This window comes from Pseudomonas sp. LBUM1673 (assembly GCF_059695645.1).
The window spans coordinates 449256-467775 of sequence record NZ_CP166780.1 but is presented as its reverse complement, the minus strand read 5'-3'; the positions used below and the strand labels follow the sequence as shown (position 1 = coordinate 467775).

Annotated in this window: 20 protein-coding genes and 1 pseudogene; 16 read left to right on the top strand and 5 right to left on the bottom strand. The window is 59.6% G+C overall.

What is annotated here, in order from left to right; genetic code table 11:
- Positions 1–196: 196 nt before the first annotated feature.
- The 5 genes from ACA044_RS02155 (at position 197) to ACA044_RS02135 (ending at position 5994) form a co-directional block, all read left to right on the top strand.
- Positions 197–577: a gamma-butyrobetaine hydroxylase family protein gene (locus ACA044_RS02155; protein ID WP_305424062.1), complete on the top strand. Its 381-nt coding sequence runs from the start codon at positions 197–199 to the stop codon at positions 575–577.
- 257 nt (positions 578–834) lie between these two features.
- Positions 835–2514, top strand: coding sequence for a class II poly(R)-hydroxyalkanoic acid synthase (gene phaC / locus ACA044_RS02150; protein WP_497444959.1), 1680 nt, complete (start codon positions 835–837; stop codon positions 2512–2514).
- Positions 2515–2647: 133 nt separating this feature from the next.
- The gene (phaZ, locus tag ACA044_RS02145; RefSeq protein ID WP_497444958.1) at positions 2648–3502 is read left to right on the top strand and encodes a poly(3-hydroxyalkanoate) depolymerase; all 855 of its coding nucleotides are present in this window, start codon (positions 2648–2650) and stop codon (positions 3500–3502) included.
- Between the two features lie 129 nt (positions 3503–3631).
- Positions 3632–5314: a class II poly(R)-hydroxyalkanoic acid synthase gene (phaC, locus tag ACA044_RS02140; RefSeq protein WP_497444957.1), complete on the top strand. Its 1683-nt coding sequence runs from the start codon at positions 3632–3634 to the stop codon at positions 5312–5314.
- A gap of 59 nt (positions 5315–5373) precedes the next feature.
- Positions 5374–5994: a TetR/AcrR family transcriptional regulator gene (locus ACA044_RS02135; protein ID WP_258697947.1), complete on the top strand. Its 621-nt coding sequence runs from the start codon at positions 5374–5376 to the stop codon at positions 5992–5994.
- Between the two features lie 317 nt (positions 5995–6311).
- On the opposite strand, the gene ACA044_RS02130 is transcribed toward ACA044_RS02135, so the two are convergent.
- From ACA044_RS02130 to ACA044_RS02120, 3 genes are all read right to left on the bottom strand, one after another.
- Complete coding sequence (locus ACA044_RS02130; protein WP_497444956.1) at positions 6312–7097, bottom strand: phasin family protein; 786 nt, start codon at positions 7095–7097, stop codon at positions 6312–6314.
- Positions 7098–7107: 10 nt separating this feature from the next.
- Complete coding sequence (locus ACA044_RS02125) at positions 7108–7530, bottom strand: phasin family protein (RefSeq protein WP_497444955.1); 423 nt, start codon at positions 7528–7530, stop codon at positions 7108–7110.
- A 247-nt stretch (positions 7531–7777) separates the two neighbouring features.
- Complete coding sequence (locus ACA044_RS02120; protein WP_497444954.1) at positions 7778–8053, bottom strand: polyhydroxyalkanoic acid system family protein; 276 nt, start codon at positions 8051–8053, stop codon at positions 7778–7780.
- 154 nt (positions 8054–8207) lie between these two features.
- Between ACA044_RS02120 and ubiE the strand changes: the two genes are divergently transcribed.
- From ubiE to ACA044_RS02065, 11 genes and pseudogenes are all read left to right on the top strand, one after another.
- On the top strand, positions 8208–8978 hold the full coding sequence (gene ubiE / locus ACA044_RS02115; protein ID WP_008005057.1) for a bifunctional demethylmenaquinone methyltransferase/2-methoxy-6-polyprenyl-1,4-benzoquinol methylase UbiE: 771 nt from the start codon (positions 8208–8210) through the stop codon (positions 8976–8978).
- Complete coding sequence (locus tag ACA044_RS02110; protein WP_497444953.1) at positions 8978–9601, top strand: ubiquinone biosynthesis accessory factor UbiJ; 624 nt, start codon at positions 8978–8980, stop codon at positions 9599–9601. The genes ubiE and ACA044_RS02110 overlap by 1 nt, the downstream gene beginning before the upstream one ends.
- A complete protein-coding gene (gene ubiB, locus ACA044_RS02105; protein WP_497444952.1) occupies positions 9598–11202 on the top strand; it encodes a ubiquinone biosynthesis regulatory protein kinase UbiB in 1605 nt (534 codons plus the stop codon). The genes ACA044_RS02110 and ubiB overlap by 4 nt, the downstream gene beginning before the upstream one ends.
- A gap of 79 nt (positions 11203–11281) precedes the next feature.
- Complete coding sequence (gene hisI, locus ACA044_RS02100; RefSeq protein ID WP_007909357.1) at positions 11282–11683, top strand: phosphoribosyl-AMP cyclohydrolase; 402 nt, start codon at positions 11282–11284, stop codon at positions 11681–11683.
- Positions 11676–12008, top strand: coding sequence for a phosphoribosyl-ATP diphosphatase (locus ACA044_RS02095; RefSeq protein WP_007899279.1), 333 nt, complete (start codon positions 11676–11678; stop codon positions 12006–12008). Before hisI ends, ACA044_RS02095 begins: the two co-directional genes overlap by 8 nt.
- Before the next feature lie 24 nt (positions 12009–12032).
- Positions 12033–12311, top strand: coding sequence for a twin-arginine translocase TatA/TatE family subunit (locus ACA044_RS02090; RefSeq protein WP_497444951.1), 279 nt, complete (start codon positions 12033–12035; stop codon positions 12309–12311).
- A gap of 10 nt (positions 12312–12321) precedes the next feature.
- Complete coding sequence (tatB, locus tag ACA044_RS02085) at positions 12322–12747, top strand: Sec-independent protein translocase protein TatB (protein WP_497444950.1); 426 nt, start codon at positions 12322–12324, stop codon at positions 12745–12747.
- A gap of 256 nt (positions 12748–13003) precedes the next feature.
- On the top strand, positions 13004–13804 hold the full coding sequence (gene tatC / locus ACA044_RS02080; protein WP_497444949.1) for a twin-arginine translocase subunit TatC: 801 nt from the start codon (positions 13004–13006) through the stop codon (positions 13802–13804).
- Positions 13801–14508: a 16S rRNA (uracil(1498)-N(3))-methyltransferase gene (locus ACA044_RS02075; protein WP_497444948.1), complete on the top strand. Its 708-nt coding sequence runs from the start codon at positions 13801–13803 to the stop codon at positions 14506–14508. Before tatC ends, ACA044_RS02075 begins: the two co-directional genes overlap by 4 nt.
- A gap of 198 nt (positions 14509–14706) precedes the next feature.
- Positions 14707–15786 (top strand): annotated as a pseudogene (locus ACA044_RS02070) (methyl-accepting chemotaxis protein); the annotation flags it as partial.
- On the top strand, positions 15781–16644 hold the full coding sequence (locus ACA044_RS02065) for a methyl-accepting chemotaxis protein (RefSeq protein WP_497447150.1): 864 nt from the start codon (positions 15781–15783) through the stop codon (positions 16642–16644). The pseudogene ACA044_RS02070 and the gene ACA044_RS02065, both read left to right, overlap by 6 nt.
- 154 nt (positions 16645–16798) lie before the next feature.
- Here ACA044_RS02065 and ACA044_RS02060 read toward each other — a convergent pair whose 3' ends face one another.
- A complete protein-coding gene (locus ACA044_RS02060) occupies positions 16799–17533 on the bottom strand; it encodes an amino acid ABC transporter ATP-binding protein (protein WP_497444947.1) in 735 nt (244 codons plus the stop codon).
- A complete protein-coding gene (locus tag ACA044_RS02055) occupies positions 17526–18485 on the bottom strand; it encodes an amino acid ABC transporter permease (RefSeq protein ID WP_497444946.1) in 960 nt (319 codons plus the stop codon). Before ACA044_RS02055 ends, ACA044_RS02060 begins: the two co-directional genes overlap by 8 nt.
- Positions 18486–18520 lie beyond the last annotated feature (35 nt).

Sequence of the window (18520 nt, the reverse complement as noted above, 5' to 3'; positions counted from 1 at the left end):
TGTGTGAGCGGGCTTCTGTGGCGAGGGAGCTTGCTCCCGCTGGGTCGCGAAGCGGCCCCAAAATCGTCGGATGCGGTTTATCAGCAAGACCCCATTCGCCGGATTTACGGCTGCTGCGCAGCCGAGCGGGAGCAAGCTCCCTCGCCACAGGTCACCCGTCGACACAGGGCCTCCATAAAAACGGACGACCGGCCCCATGACGACCCAACTCCCCACCGACATCAAACTCCACAAAGCCTCGAAAACCCTGACGCTCAAATACGCGTCCGGCGAGGAATATCACCTGAGCGCCGAGTTCCTTCGCGTGCACTCTCCTTCCGCTGAAGTCCAGGGCCACGGCAAACCTATCCTGCAATTTGGCAAGATCGGCGTAGGCCTGAGCAAGGTTGAACCGGCCGGTCAGTACGCACTGAAATTGACCTTCGACGACGGCCACGACAGCGGCCTGTTCACTTGGGAATATCTGTACCAACTGGCAGTGCGCCAGGAAGATCTTTGGAACGATTATCTTGCAGAACTCAAAGCAGCAGGAAAGACCCGTGATCCGAATGAGTCAGTCGTCAAGCTGATGCTCTAGGTCAGGCCTCTGGCTATTTAGAGGGCATTTTCTAATTCCATCTGTTTGAATGCTCGGCTACGGGGGTCGATGATTGGCCTGCTTGCGAAAAAAATCAAACTCGGGTAACCAATGGAACTGGCAAGTTCCGTGCAGTGCTCTCTGAACTAAAAAGCAGCGATGCGCAATTTACAGTCACCCGAGCAGTAGTACCTGGCGTGCTGTGTGACTACACAGCTGGACTCAGGTATTCGTCTCAGGACAATGGAGCGTCGTAGATGAGTAACAAGCATAACGATGACCTGAAATTTCAGGCTTCGGAAAATACCTTGGGGCTGAATCCTGTTGTTGGACTGCGTAGAAAGGATCTTCTGGGCTCCGCCCGAATGGTGCTGGCCCAAGCCATCAAACAACCCATCCACAGTGCCAGGCATGTCGCCCATTTCGGCATCGAACTCAAGAACGTGCTGTTCGGTAAATCCGAGCTTCAACCGCAAAGCGATGATCGTCGCTTCCTCGACCCCGCCTGGAGTCAGAACCCGCTCTACAAACGTTATTTGCAAACATATCTGGCGTGGCGCAAGGAACTCCACGCGTGGATCGATGACAGCAACCTCTCGCCCAAGGACGTCGCTCGCGGGCATTTCGTGGTCAACCTCATGACCGAAGCCATGGCCCCGACCAATACGGCGGCCAACCCGGCGGCGATCAAACGCTTCTTCGAAACCGGCGGCAAAAGCCTGCTCGACGGCCTCTCCCATCTGGCCAAGGATCTGGTGCACAACGGCGGCATGCCGAGCCAGGTCAACATGGGCGCGTTCGAAGTCGGCAAGAGCCTGGGCGTGACCGAAGGCGCGGTGGTCTTTCGCAACGATGTGCTGGAGCTGATCCAGTACCGACCCATCACCGAGCAGGTGCATGAGCGCCCACTGCTGGTGGTGCCGCCGCAGATCAACAAGTTCTATGTTTTCGACTTGAGCCCGGACAAGAGCCTGGCGCGCTTCTGCCTGCGCAACAACGTGCAGACGTTCATCGTCAGCTGGCGCAACCCGACCAAAGAGCAGCGCGAGTGGGGTCTGTCGACCTACATCGAAGCGCTCAAGGAAGCGGTCGACGTGGTCACAGCGATTACCGGCAGCAAAGACGTGAACATGCTCGGTGCCTGCTCCGGCGGCATCACCTGCACCGCCCTGCTGGGTCACTACGCAGCGATCGGCGAGAAGAAGGTCAACGCCCTCACGCTGCTGGTCAGCGTGCTGGACACCACCCTCGACAGCGATGTGGCCCTGTTCGTCGACGAACAAACCCTCGAGGCCGCCAAGCGCCATTCCTACCAGGCCGGCGTGCTGGAAGGCCGCGACATGGCGAAAGTCTTCGCCTGGATGCGCCCCAACGACCTGATCTGGAACTACTGGGTCAACAACTACCTGCTGGGCAATGAGCCGCCGGTTTTCGACATTCTGTTCTGGAACAACGACACCACTCGGTTGCCTGCAGCGTTCCACGGCGACCTGATCGAGATGTTCAAAAACAACCCACTGATTCGGCCCAACGCACTGGAAGTGTGCGGCACAGCGATCGACCTGAAACAGGTCACTGCCGATATCTTTTCCCTGGCCGGCACCAACGACCACATCACCCCGTGGAAGTCCTGCTACAAGTCGGCACAACTGTTCGGTGGCAAGATCGAGTTCGTGCTGTCCAGCAGCGGGCATATCCAGAGCATTTTGAACCCGCCGGGCAATCCGAAAGCGCGCTACATGACCAGCACCGACATGCCGGTCAAGGCCGAGGACTGGATGGAAAACTCCACCAAGCACACCGACTCCTGGTGGTTGCATTGGCAGGCGTGGCAGGCCGAGCGTTCGGGCAAGCTGAAGAAATCCCCCGCCAACCTTGGCAACAAGGCCTATCCCGCGGGTGAAGCGTCGCCGGGCACTTACGTGCATGAACGTTGAGCCGCAAATAACTCGCAGTCCGCGGCACTGGGAGGTGCCGCGATCTCTATCAATAACCCCCGAGGCCAGCCTCGAACATTCTGCGACGGCCCGGGACGGCTCGATCCGCGTTTAAACCTACAGGGCTCCGTGCATGCCGCAACCGTTCGTATTTCGTACCGTCAACCTGGATGGGCAAACCCTCCGCACCGCGGTACGCCCCGGCAAGCCTCACTTGACGCCCTTGCTGATTTTCAACGGCATCGGCGCCAACCTGGAGCTGATATTCCCGTTCGTCCAGGCTTTGGATCCGGACCTGGAAGTCATCGCCTTCGACGTTCCCGGTGTCGGCGGCTCATCGACTCCCAACCGACCGTACCGCTTTTCGGGCCTGGCGAAACTCACGGCGCGAATGCTCGACTATCTCGATTACGGGCAAGTCAACGTGATTGGCGTATCGTGGGGCGGCGCTCTGGCGCAGCAGTTCGCCTATGACTATCCCGAGCGCTGCAAGAAGCTGGTGCTGGCGGCCACCGCGGCCGGCGCGGTGATGGTTCCGGGCAAGCCGAAAGTACTGTGGATGATGGCCAGCCCACGACGCTACATCCAGCCATCCCATGTGATCCGCATCGCACCGATGATCTATGGCGGCTCGTTCCGTCGCGATCCGACCCTGGCTGCCAGTCACGCTGCCAGGGTCCGCTCGGCAGGCAAACTCGGGTACTACTGGCAGCTGTTCGCCGGCCTCGGCTGGACCAGTATTCACTGGCTGCACAAGATCCACCAACCGACCCTGGTGCTGGCCGGCGACGACGACCCACTGATCCCGCTGATCAATATGCGCATGCTGGCCTGGCGAATTCCCAACGCCCAACTGCACATCATCGACGACGGCCATCTGTTTTTGATTACCCGGGCCGAAGCGGTGGCACCGATCATCATGAAGTTTCTTGAGGAAGAACGTCTTCGCGCAGTGATGCATCCGCATCCGACGCCATCGGGCAGTTAACCGAACCCGACTTTTGTTTATGAAAAAGGGTCGGCAGGACGCCGTATCGAGCAACAACCCGCAACAACGTCTATGGTGTTCTGGTTCGGGGTGTTTGTTTTTGGCCTGATGACGAAGGAGTGTTAACTCATGCGCGACAAACCAGCGAAGGGCTCTTTGCCCGCTCCCGCTGCATTCATCAATGCACAGAGTGCGGTCACCGGTCTGCGCGGCCGGGATCTGCTTTCGACCTTGCGCAGCCTGGCCACCCACGGCCTGCGCAACCCGGTGTACACGGCCCGGCATGCCTTGAGGCTGGGCGGCCAGCTGGGCCGCGTGTTGTTGGGTGAAACCCTGCACCCGACCAACCCGCAGGACAGTCGCTTTGCCGACCCGACGTGGAGCCTCAATCCTTTTTATCGTCGCAGCTTGCAGGCCTATTTGAGTTGGCAGAAAGAGATCAAAAGCTGGATCGACGAGAGCAACATGAGCCCGGACGATCGCGCCCGCGCCCACTTTGCCTTTGCCTTGATCAACGACGCCATGGCGCCGTCCAACACCCCGCTCAATCCGCTGGCGATCAAGGAAATCTTCAACTCCGGTGGCCACAGTCTGGTGCGGGGTATCGGCCATCTGGTCGACGACCTTCTGCACAACAACGGCCTGCCCAGACAAGTGACCAAACAAGCGTTCGAGGTGGGCAAAACAGTCGCCACCACCACTGGCTCCGTGGTGTTTCGCAATGAGCTGCTGGAGCTGATCCAGTACAAGCCGATGAGCGAAAAACAGTATTCCAAACCGTTGCTGATCGTGCCGCCACAGATCAACAAGTACTACATTTTCGACTTGAGCCCCGGCAACAGCTTCGTCCAGTTCGCCCTGAAAAACGGCTTGCAGACATTCATTATCAGCTGGCGCAATCCCGATGTGCGTCATCGCGAATGGGGGCTGTCGTCTTACGTCGAAGCCGCCGAAGAAGCGATGAATGTATGCCGGGCGATCACCGGCGCTCGCGAGGTCAACCTGATGGGGGCTTGCGCTGGCGGGCTGACCATTGCCGCGCTGCAAGGGCACTTGCAGGCCAAGCGACAGCTGCGGCGAGTGTCCAGCGCGACCTACCTGGTCAGCCTGCTCGACAGTCAGATCGACAGCCCGGCCACCCTCTTCGTCGACGAACAGACGCTGGAAGCGGCCAAACGCCGCTCGTATCAGAAGGGCGTTCTGGAAGGTCGCGACATGTCCAGGGTTTTTGCCTGGATGCGCCCCAACGATTTGATCTGGAATTACTTCGTCAATAACTACCTGCTGGGCAAGGAGCCGCCGGCGTTCGACATCCTCTACTGGAACAATGACAACACGCGCCTGCCGGCAGCGCTTCATGGCGACCTGCTGGACTTCTTCAAGCACAACCCACTGAACCATCCTGGCGGGCTGGAAGTGTGCGGCACACCGATCGACCTGCAGAAAGTCACCGTCGACAGTTTCAGCGTGGCCGGAATGAACGATCACATCACCCCGTGGGATGCGGTGTATCGCTCGACATTACTGCTGGGGGGCGAGCGGCGCTTCGTGCTGTCCAGCAGCGGGCATATCCAGAGCATTCTCAACCCGCCCCACAATTCGAAAGCCAACTATGTCGAGAACCCGAAACTGAGCAGCGACCCGCGGGCCTGGTATTACGACGCCAAGCGCGTCGAAGGCAGTTGGTGGACGCAATGGCTGGGCTGGATTCAGGAACGCTCCGGCGCACAACGTGAAACCCAGATGCCCCTCGGCAACCAGAACTATCCACCGATGGAGGCGGCACCCGGTACTTACGTGCGCGTGCGCTGACGTTCAACGAACCACGGCCGCCAATGGCCGTGGCATGACTCGACCATTAAGAAGACTGGATGAAAACCCGCGACCGGATTCTCGAATGTGCCCTGCAGTTGTTCAATCAGAAGGGCGAACCGAACGTGTCCACCATGGAAGTGGCCAATGAAATGGGCATCAGCCCGGGTAACCTCTACTACCACTTCCATGGCAAGGAACCACTGATCCTCGGGCTGTTCGAGCGCTTCCAGGCCGAACTGACGCCCTTGCTCGATCCACCGTCGGATGTGGAATTGGCGCCCGATGATTACTGGCTGTTCCTGCACCTGATCATCGAACGCCTGGCCCACTACCGGTTTCTGTTCCAGGACCTGTCGAACCTTGCCGGCCGCCTGCCGAAACTGGCCAAGGGGATACGCAACCTGCTCAATGCGTTGAAGCGCACACTGGCCTCATTGCTGGCACAGTTGAAAGCTCAAGGTCAGTTGGTCAGTGACACCCAGGCGCTGGGGCAGCTGGTGGAACAAATCACCATGACGTTGCTGTTCTCGCTGGACTATCAGCGGATTCTCGACCGTGAAGGTGAAGTGCGACTGGTGGTGTATCAGATCATGATGCTGGTGGCGCCACACTTGCTGCCGCCGGTGAAAGTCGCAACCGAGCGGTTGGCGCTGCAGTACCTCGAAGAGCACGACTAACCCTGTGGGAGCGGCGATTAATGCATGACCGAATTGGGCAGCCAATGCCCGAGTCGTTCAGTCAGGCGAATCCGCTGGATCGCATCTGACCCTGTAGGAGCGAGCGGTGCGGCGATCCGACTTGCCCGCGAAGAACGATAACGCGGTATTCCTGATGGACCGAGGCGGCTGGTTCGCCGGCAAGCCTGGCTCCTACAGGAGCAAGTCGGATCGCCGCACCGCCGCTCCCACATTGGATTTGTGGTGCTTTCTAGAATCCATGCACAAACAAAAACGCCCGACCTTCGCAGGCCGGGCGTTTTTTTGAGTCCTGAAAATCAGGACTGACTGGTTGGCGTCGATGGAGCTGGCGCGGCAGTCGGGGTTACAGCAGGGGTCGGCGCAGTGGCGGAGTTCGCCGTGCTGACCGGGGTTGCCGGTTTGGCGGCAGCCGCTGCTGGTTTCGGTGCAGCCGCTTTCGGGGCTGCCGGCTTTTTCACTGCTGGCTTCTTCGCTGCAGCGGGTTTGGCCGCTGCGGTTTTAGCTGCAGGTTTGGCCGCCGGTTTTGCGGCTGGTTTTGCGGCCGCTTTGGCTGCAGGTTTCGCCGCGGCAGTTTTGGTAGCCGGTTTAGCGGCAGCCTTGGTCAATGGTTTGGCAGTGCTTTTGGCTGCCGGTTTGGCTGCCGCGGTTTTCGCCGCAACAGGCGCAACCTTGGCACCGGTGAGTTTTTCGATTTGCTTGGTCAGGGTATCGACCTTGCTGTGCAGTGCCTTGACCTCATTGCGGCTTGGTACGCCCAGGCGCGAAATGGCACTGTTCAGGCGCTTGTCGAAAGCCCCTTCCAGCTCATCCCATTTGCCCAACGCGCGATCTTTCACGCCGCTGATGCGCGACTTGGCCGACGAAGCGGAATCCTTGGCGGCATCGACTTTTTTACCGACAGCGCTTTTGGTGAGCTTCTCGGCTTTCTCGCCGTCCTTAACCAATGTATCGAAGAGCTTGCTGCCGTCAGTGTCGATCTTCGAGTACACGCCTAAACCAGCCAGCCAGATCTTGCGGGAGTAGTCTTCGACCTTCCCGATCCACGAGCTGCCTTCTTTTTCAGTATTCTTTTTACCAGCCATCCCGTTCTCCTTAAGATTTACGCGCGACACGTTCGAGCAATGCCGTCAGCTCATCGAGCTTAGCAGAGAGTGTCTCAACGTCATGTTTAGACGGAATGCCGATACGATTCAAGGCACTTGCGATACGTGTATCGAAAGCCCTTTCGACTTTGTCGAGTTGAAGTTCGACTTTGCCTTTGAAAGTGCTCACTTCACTCTTGGCTTCGTCGATCTCGGCATTGGCCGCTTCAAGTTTTTCAGTGACGATTTTTTTGCCTTTCTTTTCAACAGCTTGACCAGCTTTTATCAACTCTTGAACGTACTCGCTACCCTCTTGACCGACCTTGGTGTAAGCACCCAGGCCAGCGAGCCAGATCTTGCGGGCATACGATTTGACGTCGCCCAGGGCGTTAGTTTCAACGTCGACTTTTTTCTTCAAAATAACTTTGGCCATGGTGCACCTCACGCGCAGAAGGGTCGAGGAACTGCCCGCAAAGAGTCGGGCTCAGGCACAAAGTAGTGAGAATAATTAGAAACGGCACCCTAACAAGTGACATAAACCTTTGGGCACACCACAAACAAATGTGGGAGCGAGCCTGCTCGCGAAGAGGCAGGCACATTCAACATTGATGTCGACTGAAAGACCGCTTTCGCGAGCAGGCTCGCTCCCACAGGGACCGCATTTCACAGATGGAAGTGGATCAGGTCAGTGCTTTATCGAGCGCCCTTTCGATTTCCGATTTGATGGTGCCACTCATGGCGGACATCAACAGGCCCAGTTCGACATCGACCTTGATCGAGTCCTCGCCCACATACACCGCCCCTTTTACACCCGAGCGTCTGAGATTCAGGGTGTCGCCGGACCACTGCGGTTCCAGGCCATATTGTTCGGACAATTTCTGCGCCAACTTGTCGGCCTTCTCGCGGGCCGCGTCCTTACCCAGGACGTGGGCGCGCTCAACACTAATACGGGCCATCGAATGACTCCTGCTTTATGAATACTTCCTGAAGCATCTTGACCGTTGCTGCGTCAAAACGTCCGGGTGGTTGCCTATCTTACCTTCAGCCTTGCCAAGACAAAGCAGGCCACCGGGATTAGAATGTCCCGCATTCTCTTTTGGTGACAGCGATATGACTGATCAGCGCAAAGGCAGCGATGCCGAACCCACCACTCACTTCGGCTTCAAAAACGTTCCGGAAAGCCAGAAAGCGGAAAAAGTCGCTGAGGTTTTCCACTCGGTAGCGGCCAAGTACGACCTGATGAACGACCTCCTGTCGGGCGGCATGCACCGTCTGTGGAAGCGTTTCGCAATCGAACTGTCGGGTGTGCGCACCGGTAACCGTGTGCTGGACATTGCCGGCGGCACTGGCGACCTGACCAGGAAATTCTCACACCTGGTTGGCCCTACCGGTCAGGTCGTTCTGGCCGACATCAACGAATCCATGCTCAAGGTCGGTCGTGACCGCCTGCTGGATCTGGGCGTGTCCGGCAACGTCGAATTCGTCCAGGCCGATGCTGAAAAGCTGCCGTTCCCGGACAATCATTTTGACTGCGTGACCATCGCTTTCGGCCTGCGCAACGTGACGCACAAAGAAGATGCCCTGCGCTCGATGTTGCGCGTGCTGAAACCGGGCGGCCGTTTGCTGGTGCTGGAGTTCTCCAAGCCGACCAACGCGCTGATGTCCAAAGCCTACGACGCCTATTCGTTCGCCTTCATGCCGTTGATGGGCAAGCTGATCACCAATGATTCGGAAAGCTATCGCTACCTGGCCGAATCGATCCGCATGCACCCGAATCAGGAAACCCTGAAGTCGATGATGGTCGAGGCCGGTTTCGACCGCGTGACGTACCACAACATGACCGCAGGCATCGTCGCCCTGCACCGCGGCATCAAGCCCTGATGCTGCTGGCCGGCCTGCTCGCCAGCGTTGAGCTCGGTCTGAACCGGGTGCTGCGTCTCGACAGCACGGCCCTGCCGCGGCTGGCGCATTTGGGTGGCAAGGTGATTGCCGTCGACTGTCGCAGCCCGGCGTTGCAAGTGTTCATCCTGCCCAGCGACGAAGGCTTGATGCTGGCGTCCCAGTGGGAAACCGGCGCCGACTGCACCTTGCGTGCGCCGGCCTCAAGCCTGCTGAAGCTGGCGACGAGCAAGGACAAGGCCTCGGTCCTGCATGCCCCGGAGGTCGAACTCGACGGCGACAGCGGCGTGCTGCTGGAACTGGCGGCGATCCTTCAGGACCTCGAACTGGACTGGGAGTACGAACTCGCACGCGTGCTGGGACCTGTGGCCACGCAACTGGTCGGCGGTCACCTGCGCAGTCGCGCACGCTGGTATCAGCAAGGGTTCGCCAGCCTGAACCAGAATCTGGGCGAATACCTGGCCGAAGAATCACGCACCCTCGTCGGTCAACGCGAAGCCCAAGCCCGTTTCAATGAACTGGACCAGATCAAGCTCGATCTGGAACGTCTCGAGGCGCGTTTCGAGCGCCTTTCCCGATCCCTCGACCCAAGCGATAACGCATGAAGCTGCTTGCCGTCCGCCGTTTGTTGCGCATCCAGCGCGTCGTGATCCGCTACCGCCTCGATGACCTGCTGTTCGCCCTGCCGCTGCCCTGGTTTCTGCTGGCGCTGCGCTATGCCTTGCCTTGGCGCTGGTTCCCGCGCAAGCCGCTGGACCTGAGCCGTGGCGCGCGATTGCGCCTGGCGCTGCAGGACCTGGGGCCGATTTTCATCAAGTTCGGCCAGATCCTCTCGACGCGTCGCGACCTGCTGCCCGAAGACATCGCCGATGAACTGATGATGTTGCAGGACCGCGTGCCGCCATTCGACTCGCAAGTGTCGGTCCGGCTGATCGAAGAGCAGCTCGGCAAAAAGATCAGTGAAGTGTTCAGCCGTTTCGACGTCGAACCACTGGCCTCGGCCTCGGTGGCGCAAGTGCATGCCGCGCAGCTGAAAACCGGCGAAGAAGTGGTGGTCAAGGTGATCCGCCCGGGCCTCAAACCGATCATCGCGCAGGATCTGGCGTGGCTGTTCATCCTCGCCCGGGCCGCCGAAAAGCTCTCGGCCGATGCCCGTCTGCTGCACCCGGTGGACGTGGTCCAAGACTACGAAAAAACCATCTACGACGAACTCGACCTGTTGCGCGAGGCGGCTAACGCCAGCCAGTTAAAGCGCAATTTCGAAGGCTCTCCGCTGCTCTATGTGCCACAAGTCTATTGGCACTGGTGCCGGCCGAAAGTGTTGGTGATGGAGCGCATCTACGGGATCCAGGTCACCGACCTCGCGACCTTGGCCGACCAGCGCACCGATATGAAAATGCTCGCCGAGCGTGGCGTGGAGATCTTCTTCACCCAGGTGTTCCGCGACAGTTTCTTCCACGCCGATATGCACCCCGGCAACATCTTCGTCAGCACCGTGCAACCGTGGAGCCCGCAGTACATTGCGATCGACTGCGGCATCGTCGGCAGCCTGACCCCGGAAGACCAGGACTATCTGGCGCGCAACCTGTTCGCATTCTTCAAACGTGATTATCGTCGTGTCGCGCAGTTGCACATCGATTCTGGCTGGGTGCCGGCGGAAACCAAACTCAACGAATTCGAAGCGGCGATCCGCACGGTGTGCGAGCCGATCTTCGAAAAACCGTTAAAAGATATTTCCTTCGGTCAGGTGCTGATGCGCCTGTTCCAGACCGCTCGACGCTTCAACATGGAAGTGCAGCCGCAGTTGGTCTTGCTGCAAAAAACCCTGTTGAACATCGAAGGTCTCGGCCGTCAGCTGTACCCGGACCTCGATCTGTGGAACACCGCCCAGCCGTTCCTCGAACGCTGGATGCGCGAGCGCGTCAGCCCCAAAGCCTTGATCGGCAACGTGCAGAGCCAGTTCGAGCAGATCCCGCACCTGGCCAACATGGCCCGCGACCTGCTTGAGCGCATGTCCCAGCCCCACGCCAACGACCCGCCGCCCCCTTGGCACAAGCGCAAGGACGACTGGTTCCTGCGTCTGCTTGGCACCGCTCATTTGGCCGGAGGTACGATACTCGCCGCCGGTGGCCCGTTGAACGAACTGGGGCACTGGCCCGCCGGAATCATGGTGGCCGTCGGTTTGTATCTGGTCGTTCGCCGATAGCCAGTTGGATGATCGGCTGGCACACTGTTTCAACGCTTGGGCTCAGCTATTGAAGTAGAGCCCGCTGTCGGAGTCGAAGATGAAAAACTGGCTGGACGAGATCAAGTGGGACGCCGATGGCCTGGTGCCGGCGATTGCCCAGGATCACAAGACCGGACGCGTCCTGATGATGGCCTGGATGAACCGCGAAGCACTGGAATTGACCGCCGCCGAGAACCGTGCCATTTACTGGTCACGTTCCCGTGGCAAGCTGTGGCGCAAGGGCGAAGAGTCCGGCCATGTGCAAACCCTGCATGAGATGCGCCTGGACTGTGACGCCGACGTGATCATCCTGATGGTCGAGCAGATCGGCGACATCGCCTGCCATACCGGCCGTCAGAGCTGCTTCTACCGCGTCTTCGAGAATGGCGACTGGAAAACCGTCGACCCGGTTCTGAAAGACCCGCACGCTATCTACTCCGCAGGACACAAACATGAGTGACACCCTGACCCGTCTGGCCCAAGTGCTGGAAGAGCGCAAAGGCGCCGCCGCCGACAGCTCGTATGTCGCCAGCCTGTATCACAAGGGCTTGAACAAGATTCTGGAAAAAGTCGGCGAAGAGTCGGTCGAAACCATCATTGCCGCCAAGGATGCCGCCATCAGCGGTGACTGCAGCGATGTGATCTATGAAACCGCCGATTTGTGGTTCCACAGTATGGTCATGCTCGCCCAACTGGGGCAGCATCCACAGGCTGTGCTCGATGAACTGGACCGTCGCTTCGGTCTGTCCGGACACGCAGAGAAAGCCTCTCGCCCGTCCGCCTGAACAACTATTAGAGAGGAACGCAACATGGGCATTTTTGACTGGAAACACTGGATCGTCATCCTGGTTGTCGTGGTGCTGGTGTTCGGCACCAAGAAACTGAAAAACCTCGGCACTGACGTGGGCGAATCGATCAAGGGCTTTCGCAAGGCCATGAACGACGACGAGAAACCGGCCGACCCGACAGCGACCCCGGCCCAACCGGTTCCGCCTGCCCAGCCACAGGCCACAACGTCTGTGAACCCGCCGCACACCATCGACGTGCAGGCGCAAAAAGTCGAAGAGCCGACCCGCAAAGACGTATGAGCACTGACTAATGTTTGGTATCAGCTTCTCTGAACTGCTGCTCGTCGGCCTCGTCGCCCTGCTGGTGCTGGGCCCCGAGCGCCTGCCGGGCGCTGCGCGCACCGCCGGCCTGTGGGTCGGGCGGCTGAAGCGCAGCTTCAACGCGATCAAACAGGAAGTTGAACGTGAAATCGGTGCCGACGAGATTCGCCGGCAACTGCACAACGAGCACATTCTGTCCCTGGAGCAGGAGGCGCGGAAGATTTTCACGCCGACTCAGCAGGAGCCGACACCGGTGGAACCTGTAGCGACGCAGACGATTCATGCGCCAGCGGCTGACGCTACGCCGGTGGTTGCAGTCGCTGAACCTGCTACTCCGGTAGAACCTGTTCCTCCTGCGGCTACGCCTGTTGCGCCAGCCCCTCACGACCCAACATTGCCGCCGCGAGCCCCATGATAAGGGCCTGTCATCGGTCATTTCCTGTGTCGCGTTGTCGCCTGAAAGCGGGCCAGGCAAGGCGTAGGCCGCAGGGAATGGTTGCTCCCTTTCCAAGGACTACAACGCAGCCTGGCCCGCTTTCAGGCACAACCCGGAGGGCCGGCCTGTATTTGCGCAGGGCTGCGTTACTCGTCGCTTATTTGAAACGCCAAACTACGCTCCTCGCGCCTTGCCCTGCGCAAATACAGGCCCGGCGCGACACAGGAAATGACCGATGACAGGCCCTAATCTCCCTGAAAACGACCAGCACATGCCGCTGGTTTCGCACCTCACCGAGTTGCGTACCCGTCTGCTGCGCTGCGTAGCGGCGATCTTCATCATCTTCGCCGGGTTGTTCGCCTTCACCCAGCAGATCTACACCTTCGTCTCCACGCCGCTGCGCCAGTATCTGCCGGCCGGCGCGACGATGATCGCCACCGACGTGTCGTCGCCGTTCCTGACGCCGCTGAAACTGACCATGATGGTCTCGCTGTTCCTGGCGATCCCGGTGATCCTGCACCAGATCTGGGGCTTCATCGCTCCTGGACTGTACAAGCATGAAAAGCGCATCGCCGTGCCGTTACTGGTCTCCAGCATTTTGCTGTTCTACACCGGCATGGCCTTCGCCTATTTCCTGGTGTTCCCGCTGATCTTCAAATTCTTCGCCGCGGCCACCCCGGCCGGCGTGGAAATGATGACTGACATCACCAGCTACCTCGATTTCGTCATGACGCTATTCTTCGCCTTCGGCGTAGCGTTCGAGATTCCGGTGGCCGTGGTGCTGTTGGTGTGGATCGGCGTGGTCAATGTCGCTTACCTGAAGAAAATCCGCCCATACGTGATCATCGGCTGCTTCGTGGTCGGCATGATCCTGACGCCGCCGGACATCTTCTCGCAGACACTGTTGGCCGTCCCGATGTGGTTGCTGTTCGAAATCGGCATCTTGTTCGGCAGCCTGATCAGCAAGCGTGGTGACCATCCGGACGACCAGCCGGCTGACGATCACAACGACCAGCCGCCAGCGACCCAAGCGTGAACCTGCTGCTTCTGGAAGAGGCCGACTTCATTGCGGCCGACCGGGCGATCCTGCGCGATCGCCGGTTGACTCATATGCAGGAAGTCCATCGTTCCGTTGTCGGCGACAGCCTGCGGGTCGGGCGTATTGGCGGGCTGATGGGCTCGGCCGAATTGCTGCGCCTGGACACCGATGAAGCCGAGTTGCGCGTCACCCTCGACCAGCCGCCACCGGCCAAGCTGCCACTGACTTTGGTGCTGGCTCTGCCACGACCGAAAATGCTCCGTCGAGTGTTCCAGACTGTGGCCGCCATGGGTGTACCGCGAATCGTGCTGGTGAACAGCTATCGCGTCGAAAAGAGCTTCTGGCAAACCCCGTTCCTGGAGCCGGAAGCGATTCGTGAGCAATTGATCCTGGGGCTTGAACAGGCCCGGGACAGCGTGCTGCCGCAGGTCGTCATCGAGAAGCGCTTCAAGCCTTTTGTTGAAGACCGTCTGCCAGCGATCACCGAAGGCACCCTCGGCCTGGTCGGTCACCCCGGTAACTACCCGCCCTGCCCTCGCGGCCTGGACGAACCCGTGACCCTGGCCATCGGCCCCGAAGGCGGATGGATTCCCTACGAAATCGACCTGCTGGCCAAGGCCGGCCTGCAACCGGTGCAGCTCGGTGAGCGCATCTTGCGGGTCGAAACCGCAGTCACGGCGCTGCTGGCACGCCTCTTCTAACCCCAGACACTTACCCTGTGGCGAGGGAGCTTGCTCCCGCTCGACTGCGAAGCAGTCGTAAAACCGGTGAATGCGGTCTTGCTGGAAAAAAGCGGTGGCCGCTTCGCGCCCAAGCGGGTGCAAGCTCCCTCGCCACAAGTGTTTACTCGCCTACAGATTCCTACCAGCCTGCCGATACAGTCTCCATAAAACCGACAAATGGTCCGAGGGAGTAGCAGCATGTACCGATGGCTGGCCGAGAAACTGGGAAACGTAAGCGTCAATCGCAAGCTGGGTGTCGGCTTTGGCCTCGTGCTGCTCATGACTCTCCTGATCACCTTTACTGGCTGGAATAGCCTGAGCAGTGTGATCAGTCGCGCAGACAAGCAGAGTCACATCGTCAATCTCAACGAGTTGAGCAAGGATTTGCGAATCGCCCGTCTCGACTACGAAATGCGCCGTGGCGAACAAGGCCCGGCAGTCGTCAGCGAACTCTTGGGCAAGCTCGATGATGGCGTACAGATCGCCCTCAAACTGTTTGTGCTCCCCTCGAACCAGGAAATGCTCAATCAGCAACTGGCCGCCATCGGCGAGTACAAACGCGCCTTTGCCGACATAACTCAAGCGACACAGAACCGCGAATCGGCCCGATCCAAGCTCGGCGCTACCGCCGACAGCGCCGTGGCCAGGGTCACAGAAGTCGAAAAGTCCTTGCTACAAGGAGACAGCGTCGATCAATTCAACAGCGTGGTCGAGCTGAGCAAGCTGATCCAGCAAGCACGCTTCCAGGTTCGTGGTTACACCTACAGCGGCAAGGCCGAAGCCGAGCAACCGGCGCTGGATGCCATCGACAACGCCCTGAAAAACCTTGAAAGCCTCCCGGGAAAACTGCCGGAACAGCACACCGCCAACCTGCAACAAGCCACCGAATCGCTGAAGGGCTACCGCGCCGCTGTCAGCCAGTTCCGCGACTCGCAGGTGGCCAGCGCCACAGCCCTCAAGAAGATGGTGGATCAAGACATCCGTTTGAATGACCTGAGCGCACAAATGATCCGCTCGCAAACCGAGATGCGTGATCAAGAGACGGTCCAAGCGAAAAACACGCTGATCATTGTGACCGTCTTGGCGTTAGCGTTTGGCCTGCTCGCTGCCTGGGTCATTACGCGGCAGATCGTCGTTCCACTGCGACAGACTTTGACTGCAGTCGAACGTGTCGCCTCGGGCGACCTGAGCCATAACCTTGAGGTCACTCGCCGCGACGAGCTGGGTCAATTACAAAGCACCCTGCAGCGGATGGTCGTCAGCCTGCGGAACCTGATCGGCGGCATCAGCGATGGCGTGACACAAATCGCCAGCGCCGCTGAAGAATTGTCTGCCGTCACCGAGCAGACCAGCGCCGGGGTCAACAGCCAGAAGGTCGAAACCGATCAGGTGGCCACCACCATGCATGAAATGACCGCCACCGTACAGGAAGTCGCGCGCAACGCCGAGGAAGCGTCTGAAGCCGCCGTCGCCGCCGACCAGCAGGCTCGCGAGGGTGACAAGGTGGTCGGCGAAGCCATCGCCCAGATCGAGCGCCTGGCCCTCGAAGTCGGCAACTCCACCGCCGCCATGGGCGATCTGAAACGCGAAAGCGACAAGATCGGCAGCGTGCTCGACGTGATCAAATCCGTGGCCCAGCAAACAAACCTGCTGGCACTCAACGCCGCCATCGAAGCCGCCCGTGCCGGTGAGGCCGGACGCGGTTTTGCGGTGGTCGCCGACGAAGTCCGCAGCCTGGCCCAGCGCACCCAGAAGTCCACCGAAGAAATCGAAGAGCTGATCGTCGGCCTGCAAAACGGCACTCAGCAAGTCGCGACCATCATGGACAACAGCCGCACCCTGACCGACAGCAGCGTCGAACTGACCCGCCGCGCCGGTGGCTCGCTGGAAAGCATCACCCGCACTGTGTCGGCGATCCAGTCGATGAACCAGCAAATCGCTGCTGCTGCCGAGCAACAGAGTGCGGTGGCCGAAGAGATCAACCGCAGTGTGCTGAACGTGCGTGACGTGTCCGAGCAGACCTCGGCCGCCAGTGAAGAGACCGCGGCTTCCAGCGTCGAGCTGGCGCGGTTGGGGACGCATTTGCAGATGCTGGTGGGCAAGTTCAAGGTTTGAGGTGATACGCAGATCTCGGTTCGCTTGGGACCGAGGGGAGCCGTTCGCGGGCAAGCCTCGATCCTACGGATTGATGTCTGCCGCAGGGATTGGGCAGGACACAAAACTGTAGGAGCGAGGCTTGCCCGCGAAGGCGTCTTGACAGGCGCTAACGCTACAAAACCTGCCGCAAAAATGCCTGAGCCCGAGGATCCTTCGGCGCATCGAAGAATTCGGCCGGTGAAGCATCTTCCAACAGTTTGCCGTGATCGAAGAACAGCACCCGATCCGCCACTTCCCGGGCGAAGCCCATTTCGTGGGTGACGCAGACCATGGTCATGCCTTCCACGGCCAGGGTTTTCATCACGTCCAGCACTTCACCGACCATTTCCGGGTCGAGCGCCGAAGTCGGCTCATCGAACAGCATGACCTTCGGCTCCATGGCCAATGCCCGGGCGATGGCCACACGCTGTTGCTGACCACCGGACAGGCGTGAGGGAAACTCGTGGGCTTTCTGAGCGATACCGACCTTCTCCAGCAACGCCAGGGCCTTGGCTTCGCGCTCCTTCTTGCCGCGTTTGCGCACGACTTTCTGGGCCAGGCAGAGGTTCTCCAGCACGGTCATGTGGGGAAACAGGTTGAAATGCTGGAACACCATGCCGACTTCGCGGCGGTAGGCGTTGACGTCGGTTTTCGGGTCGGCCAATTGCAAGCCGTCGATGCTCACCGAACCCGAGTCGAATTCTTCCAGGCCGTTGAGGCAGCGCAGGAAGGTCGACTTGCCGGAACCGGACGGGCCGATCACCACCAGCACTTCACCCCTGGCCACTTGAGTGGTGACGTTATCCACCGCGCGAACCACTTGGCCGCGAGTGTCGAAGACTTTTACCAGATCGCGGACTTCAATCACTTTGCGCGAGCCTCCGCTCAAGCCGGCTGGCGATTTTCGACAGCGGCAGGTTGATCAACAGGTACAGCCCGGCCACGCAGAACAGGATTTCGAACGGCGAGAACGAGGTGGTGATGACTTCGCGACCGCTTTTCAGCAGTTCGGTGATGGCAATCACCGACACCAGCGAGGTGTCCTTGACCAGACTGATGAACTGCCCTGCGAGCGGCGGCAGCACGCGCTTGAACGCTTGCGGCAGCACCACGTGGCGCATCGACTGACCGGCACTCAGGCCCAGCGAACGCGCGGCTTCGTTCTGACCCCGTGCAATCGATTGCACGCCGGAACGGATGATCTCTGCCACGTAGGCACCGGTGAACAGCGACAGCGCGGCGATCCCGGCGAACTCCCGGGAAAGATTCATCACGGTGCCAATGAAGAAGTAGAAAATGAAAATCTGCACCAGTAGCGGCGTACCGCGCACCAGTTCGACGTAGATCGTCGAGAGGTCGCGCAGGGTCGGGTTGTTCGACAGACGGCACAGCCCGGTGGCCAGGCCGATCAGCAGACCAAGCACGCCAGACACCATGGACAACCACAGGGTGGTCCAGAGGCCCCACATCAGTGGCCCTGCGGCCCAATGGCGGGTGACACCAATCACGTCGCCTTCGGCCACATCATCGCCTTGAGCGACTTGCAGGCTGTTGTCGTCGACCGTCAGGTGCTGCTCGACACCGGCATCATTGCGCAGGGTGACTTCGGCTTTATCGCCTTTGCGCACCAGTTCGCTGACGGTGGAGATGTCCGCCGCGCGTTGGGATTCTTCGGCGTGGTAGGCGAAGTACTGCGGCACGCGATTCCAGCGCCATTCGTAGGACATCAGCGAGGTGGCGTAATACAACGCGCCGGCCAGGCCGATCAGCACCAGCACCGTCAACACGTGCCATGGCCATTGGGCTTTTTTATGTTTCATTGAGTCTGAAGGTTCCGAATTCTGTGTCGCGAGGG

What these genes read in the sequence shown, in the direction of transcription:
- ACA044_RS02155 (WP_305424062.1), top strand. Translation starts at nt 197, where the DNA reads ATGACGACCCAACTCCCCACCGACATCAAACTCCACAAAGCCTCGAAA.
- phaC (WP_497444959.1), top strand. Translation starts at nt 835, where the DNA reads ATGAGTAACAAGCATAACGATGACCTGAAATTTCAGGCTTCGGAAAAT.
- phaZ (WP_497444958.1), top strand. Translation starts at nt 2,648, where the DNA reads ATGCCGCAACCGTTCGTATTTCGTACCGTCAACCTGGATGGGCAAACC.
- phaC (WP_497444957.1), top strand. Translation starts at nt 3,632, where the DNA reads ATGCGCGACAAACCAGCGAAGGGCTCTTTGCCCGCTCCCGCTGCATTC.
- ACA044_RS02135 (WP_258697947.1), top strand. Translation starts at nt 5,374, where the DNA reads ATGAAAACCCGCGACCGGATTCTCGAATGTGCCCTGCAGTTGTTCAAT.
- ACA044_RS02130 (WP_497444956.1), bottom strand. Translation starts at nt 7,097, where the DNA reads ATGGCTGGTAAAAAGAATACTGAAAAAGAAGGCAGCTCGTGGATCGGG.
- ACA044_RS02125 (WP_497444955.1), bottom strand. Translation starts at nt 7,530, where the DNA reads ATGGCCAAAGTTATTTTGAAGAAAAAAGTCGACGTTGAAACTAACGCC.
- ACA044_RS02120 (WP_497444954.1), bottom strand. Translation starts at nt 8,053, where the DNA reads ATGGCCCGTATTAGTGTTGAGCGCGCCCACGTCCTGGGTAAGGACGCG.
- ubiE (WP_008005057.1), top strand. Translation starts at nt 8,208, where the DNA reads ATGACTGATCAGCGCAAAGGCAGCGATGCCGAACCCACCACTCACTTC.
- ACA044_RS02110 (WP_497444953.1), top strand. Translation starts at nt 8,978, where the DNA reads ATGCTGCTGGCCGGCCTGCTCGCCAGCGTTGAGCTCGGTCTGAACCGG.
- ubiB (WP_497444952.1), top strand. Translation starts at nt 9,598, where the DNA reads ATGAAGCTGCTTGCCGTCCGCCGTTTGTTGCGCATCCAGCGCGTCGTG.
- hisI (WP_007909357.1), top strand. Translation starts at nt 11,282, where the DNA reads ATGAAAAACTGGCTGGACGAGATCAAGTGGGACGCCGATGGCCTGGTG.
- ACA044_RS02095 (WP_007899279.1), top strand. Translation starts at nt 11,676, where the DNA reads ATGAGTGACACCCTGACCCGTCTGGCCCAAGTGCTGGAAGAGCGCAAA.
- ACA044_RS02090 (WP_497444951.1), top strand. Translation starts at nt 12,033, where the DNA reads ATGGGCATTTTTGACTGGAAACACTGGATCGTCATCCTGGTTGTCGTG.
- tatB (WP_497444950.1), top strand. Translation starts at nt 12,322, where the DNA reads ATGTTTGGTATCAGCTTCTCTGAACTGCTGCTCGTCGGCCTCGTCGCC.
- tatC (WP_497444949.1), top strand. Translation starts at nt 13,004, where the DNA reads ATGACAGGCCCTAATCTCCCTGAAAACGACCAGCACATGCCGCTGGTT.
- ACA044_RS02065 (WP_497447150.1), top strand. Translation starts at nt 15,781, where the DNA reads ATGGTCGTCAGCCTGCGGAACCTGATCGGCGGCATCAGCGATGGCGTG.
- ACA044_RS02055 (WP_497444946.1), bottom strand. Translation starts at nt 18,485, where the DNA reads ATGAAACATAAAAAAGCCCAATGGCCATGGCACGTGTTGACGGTGCTG.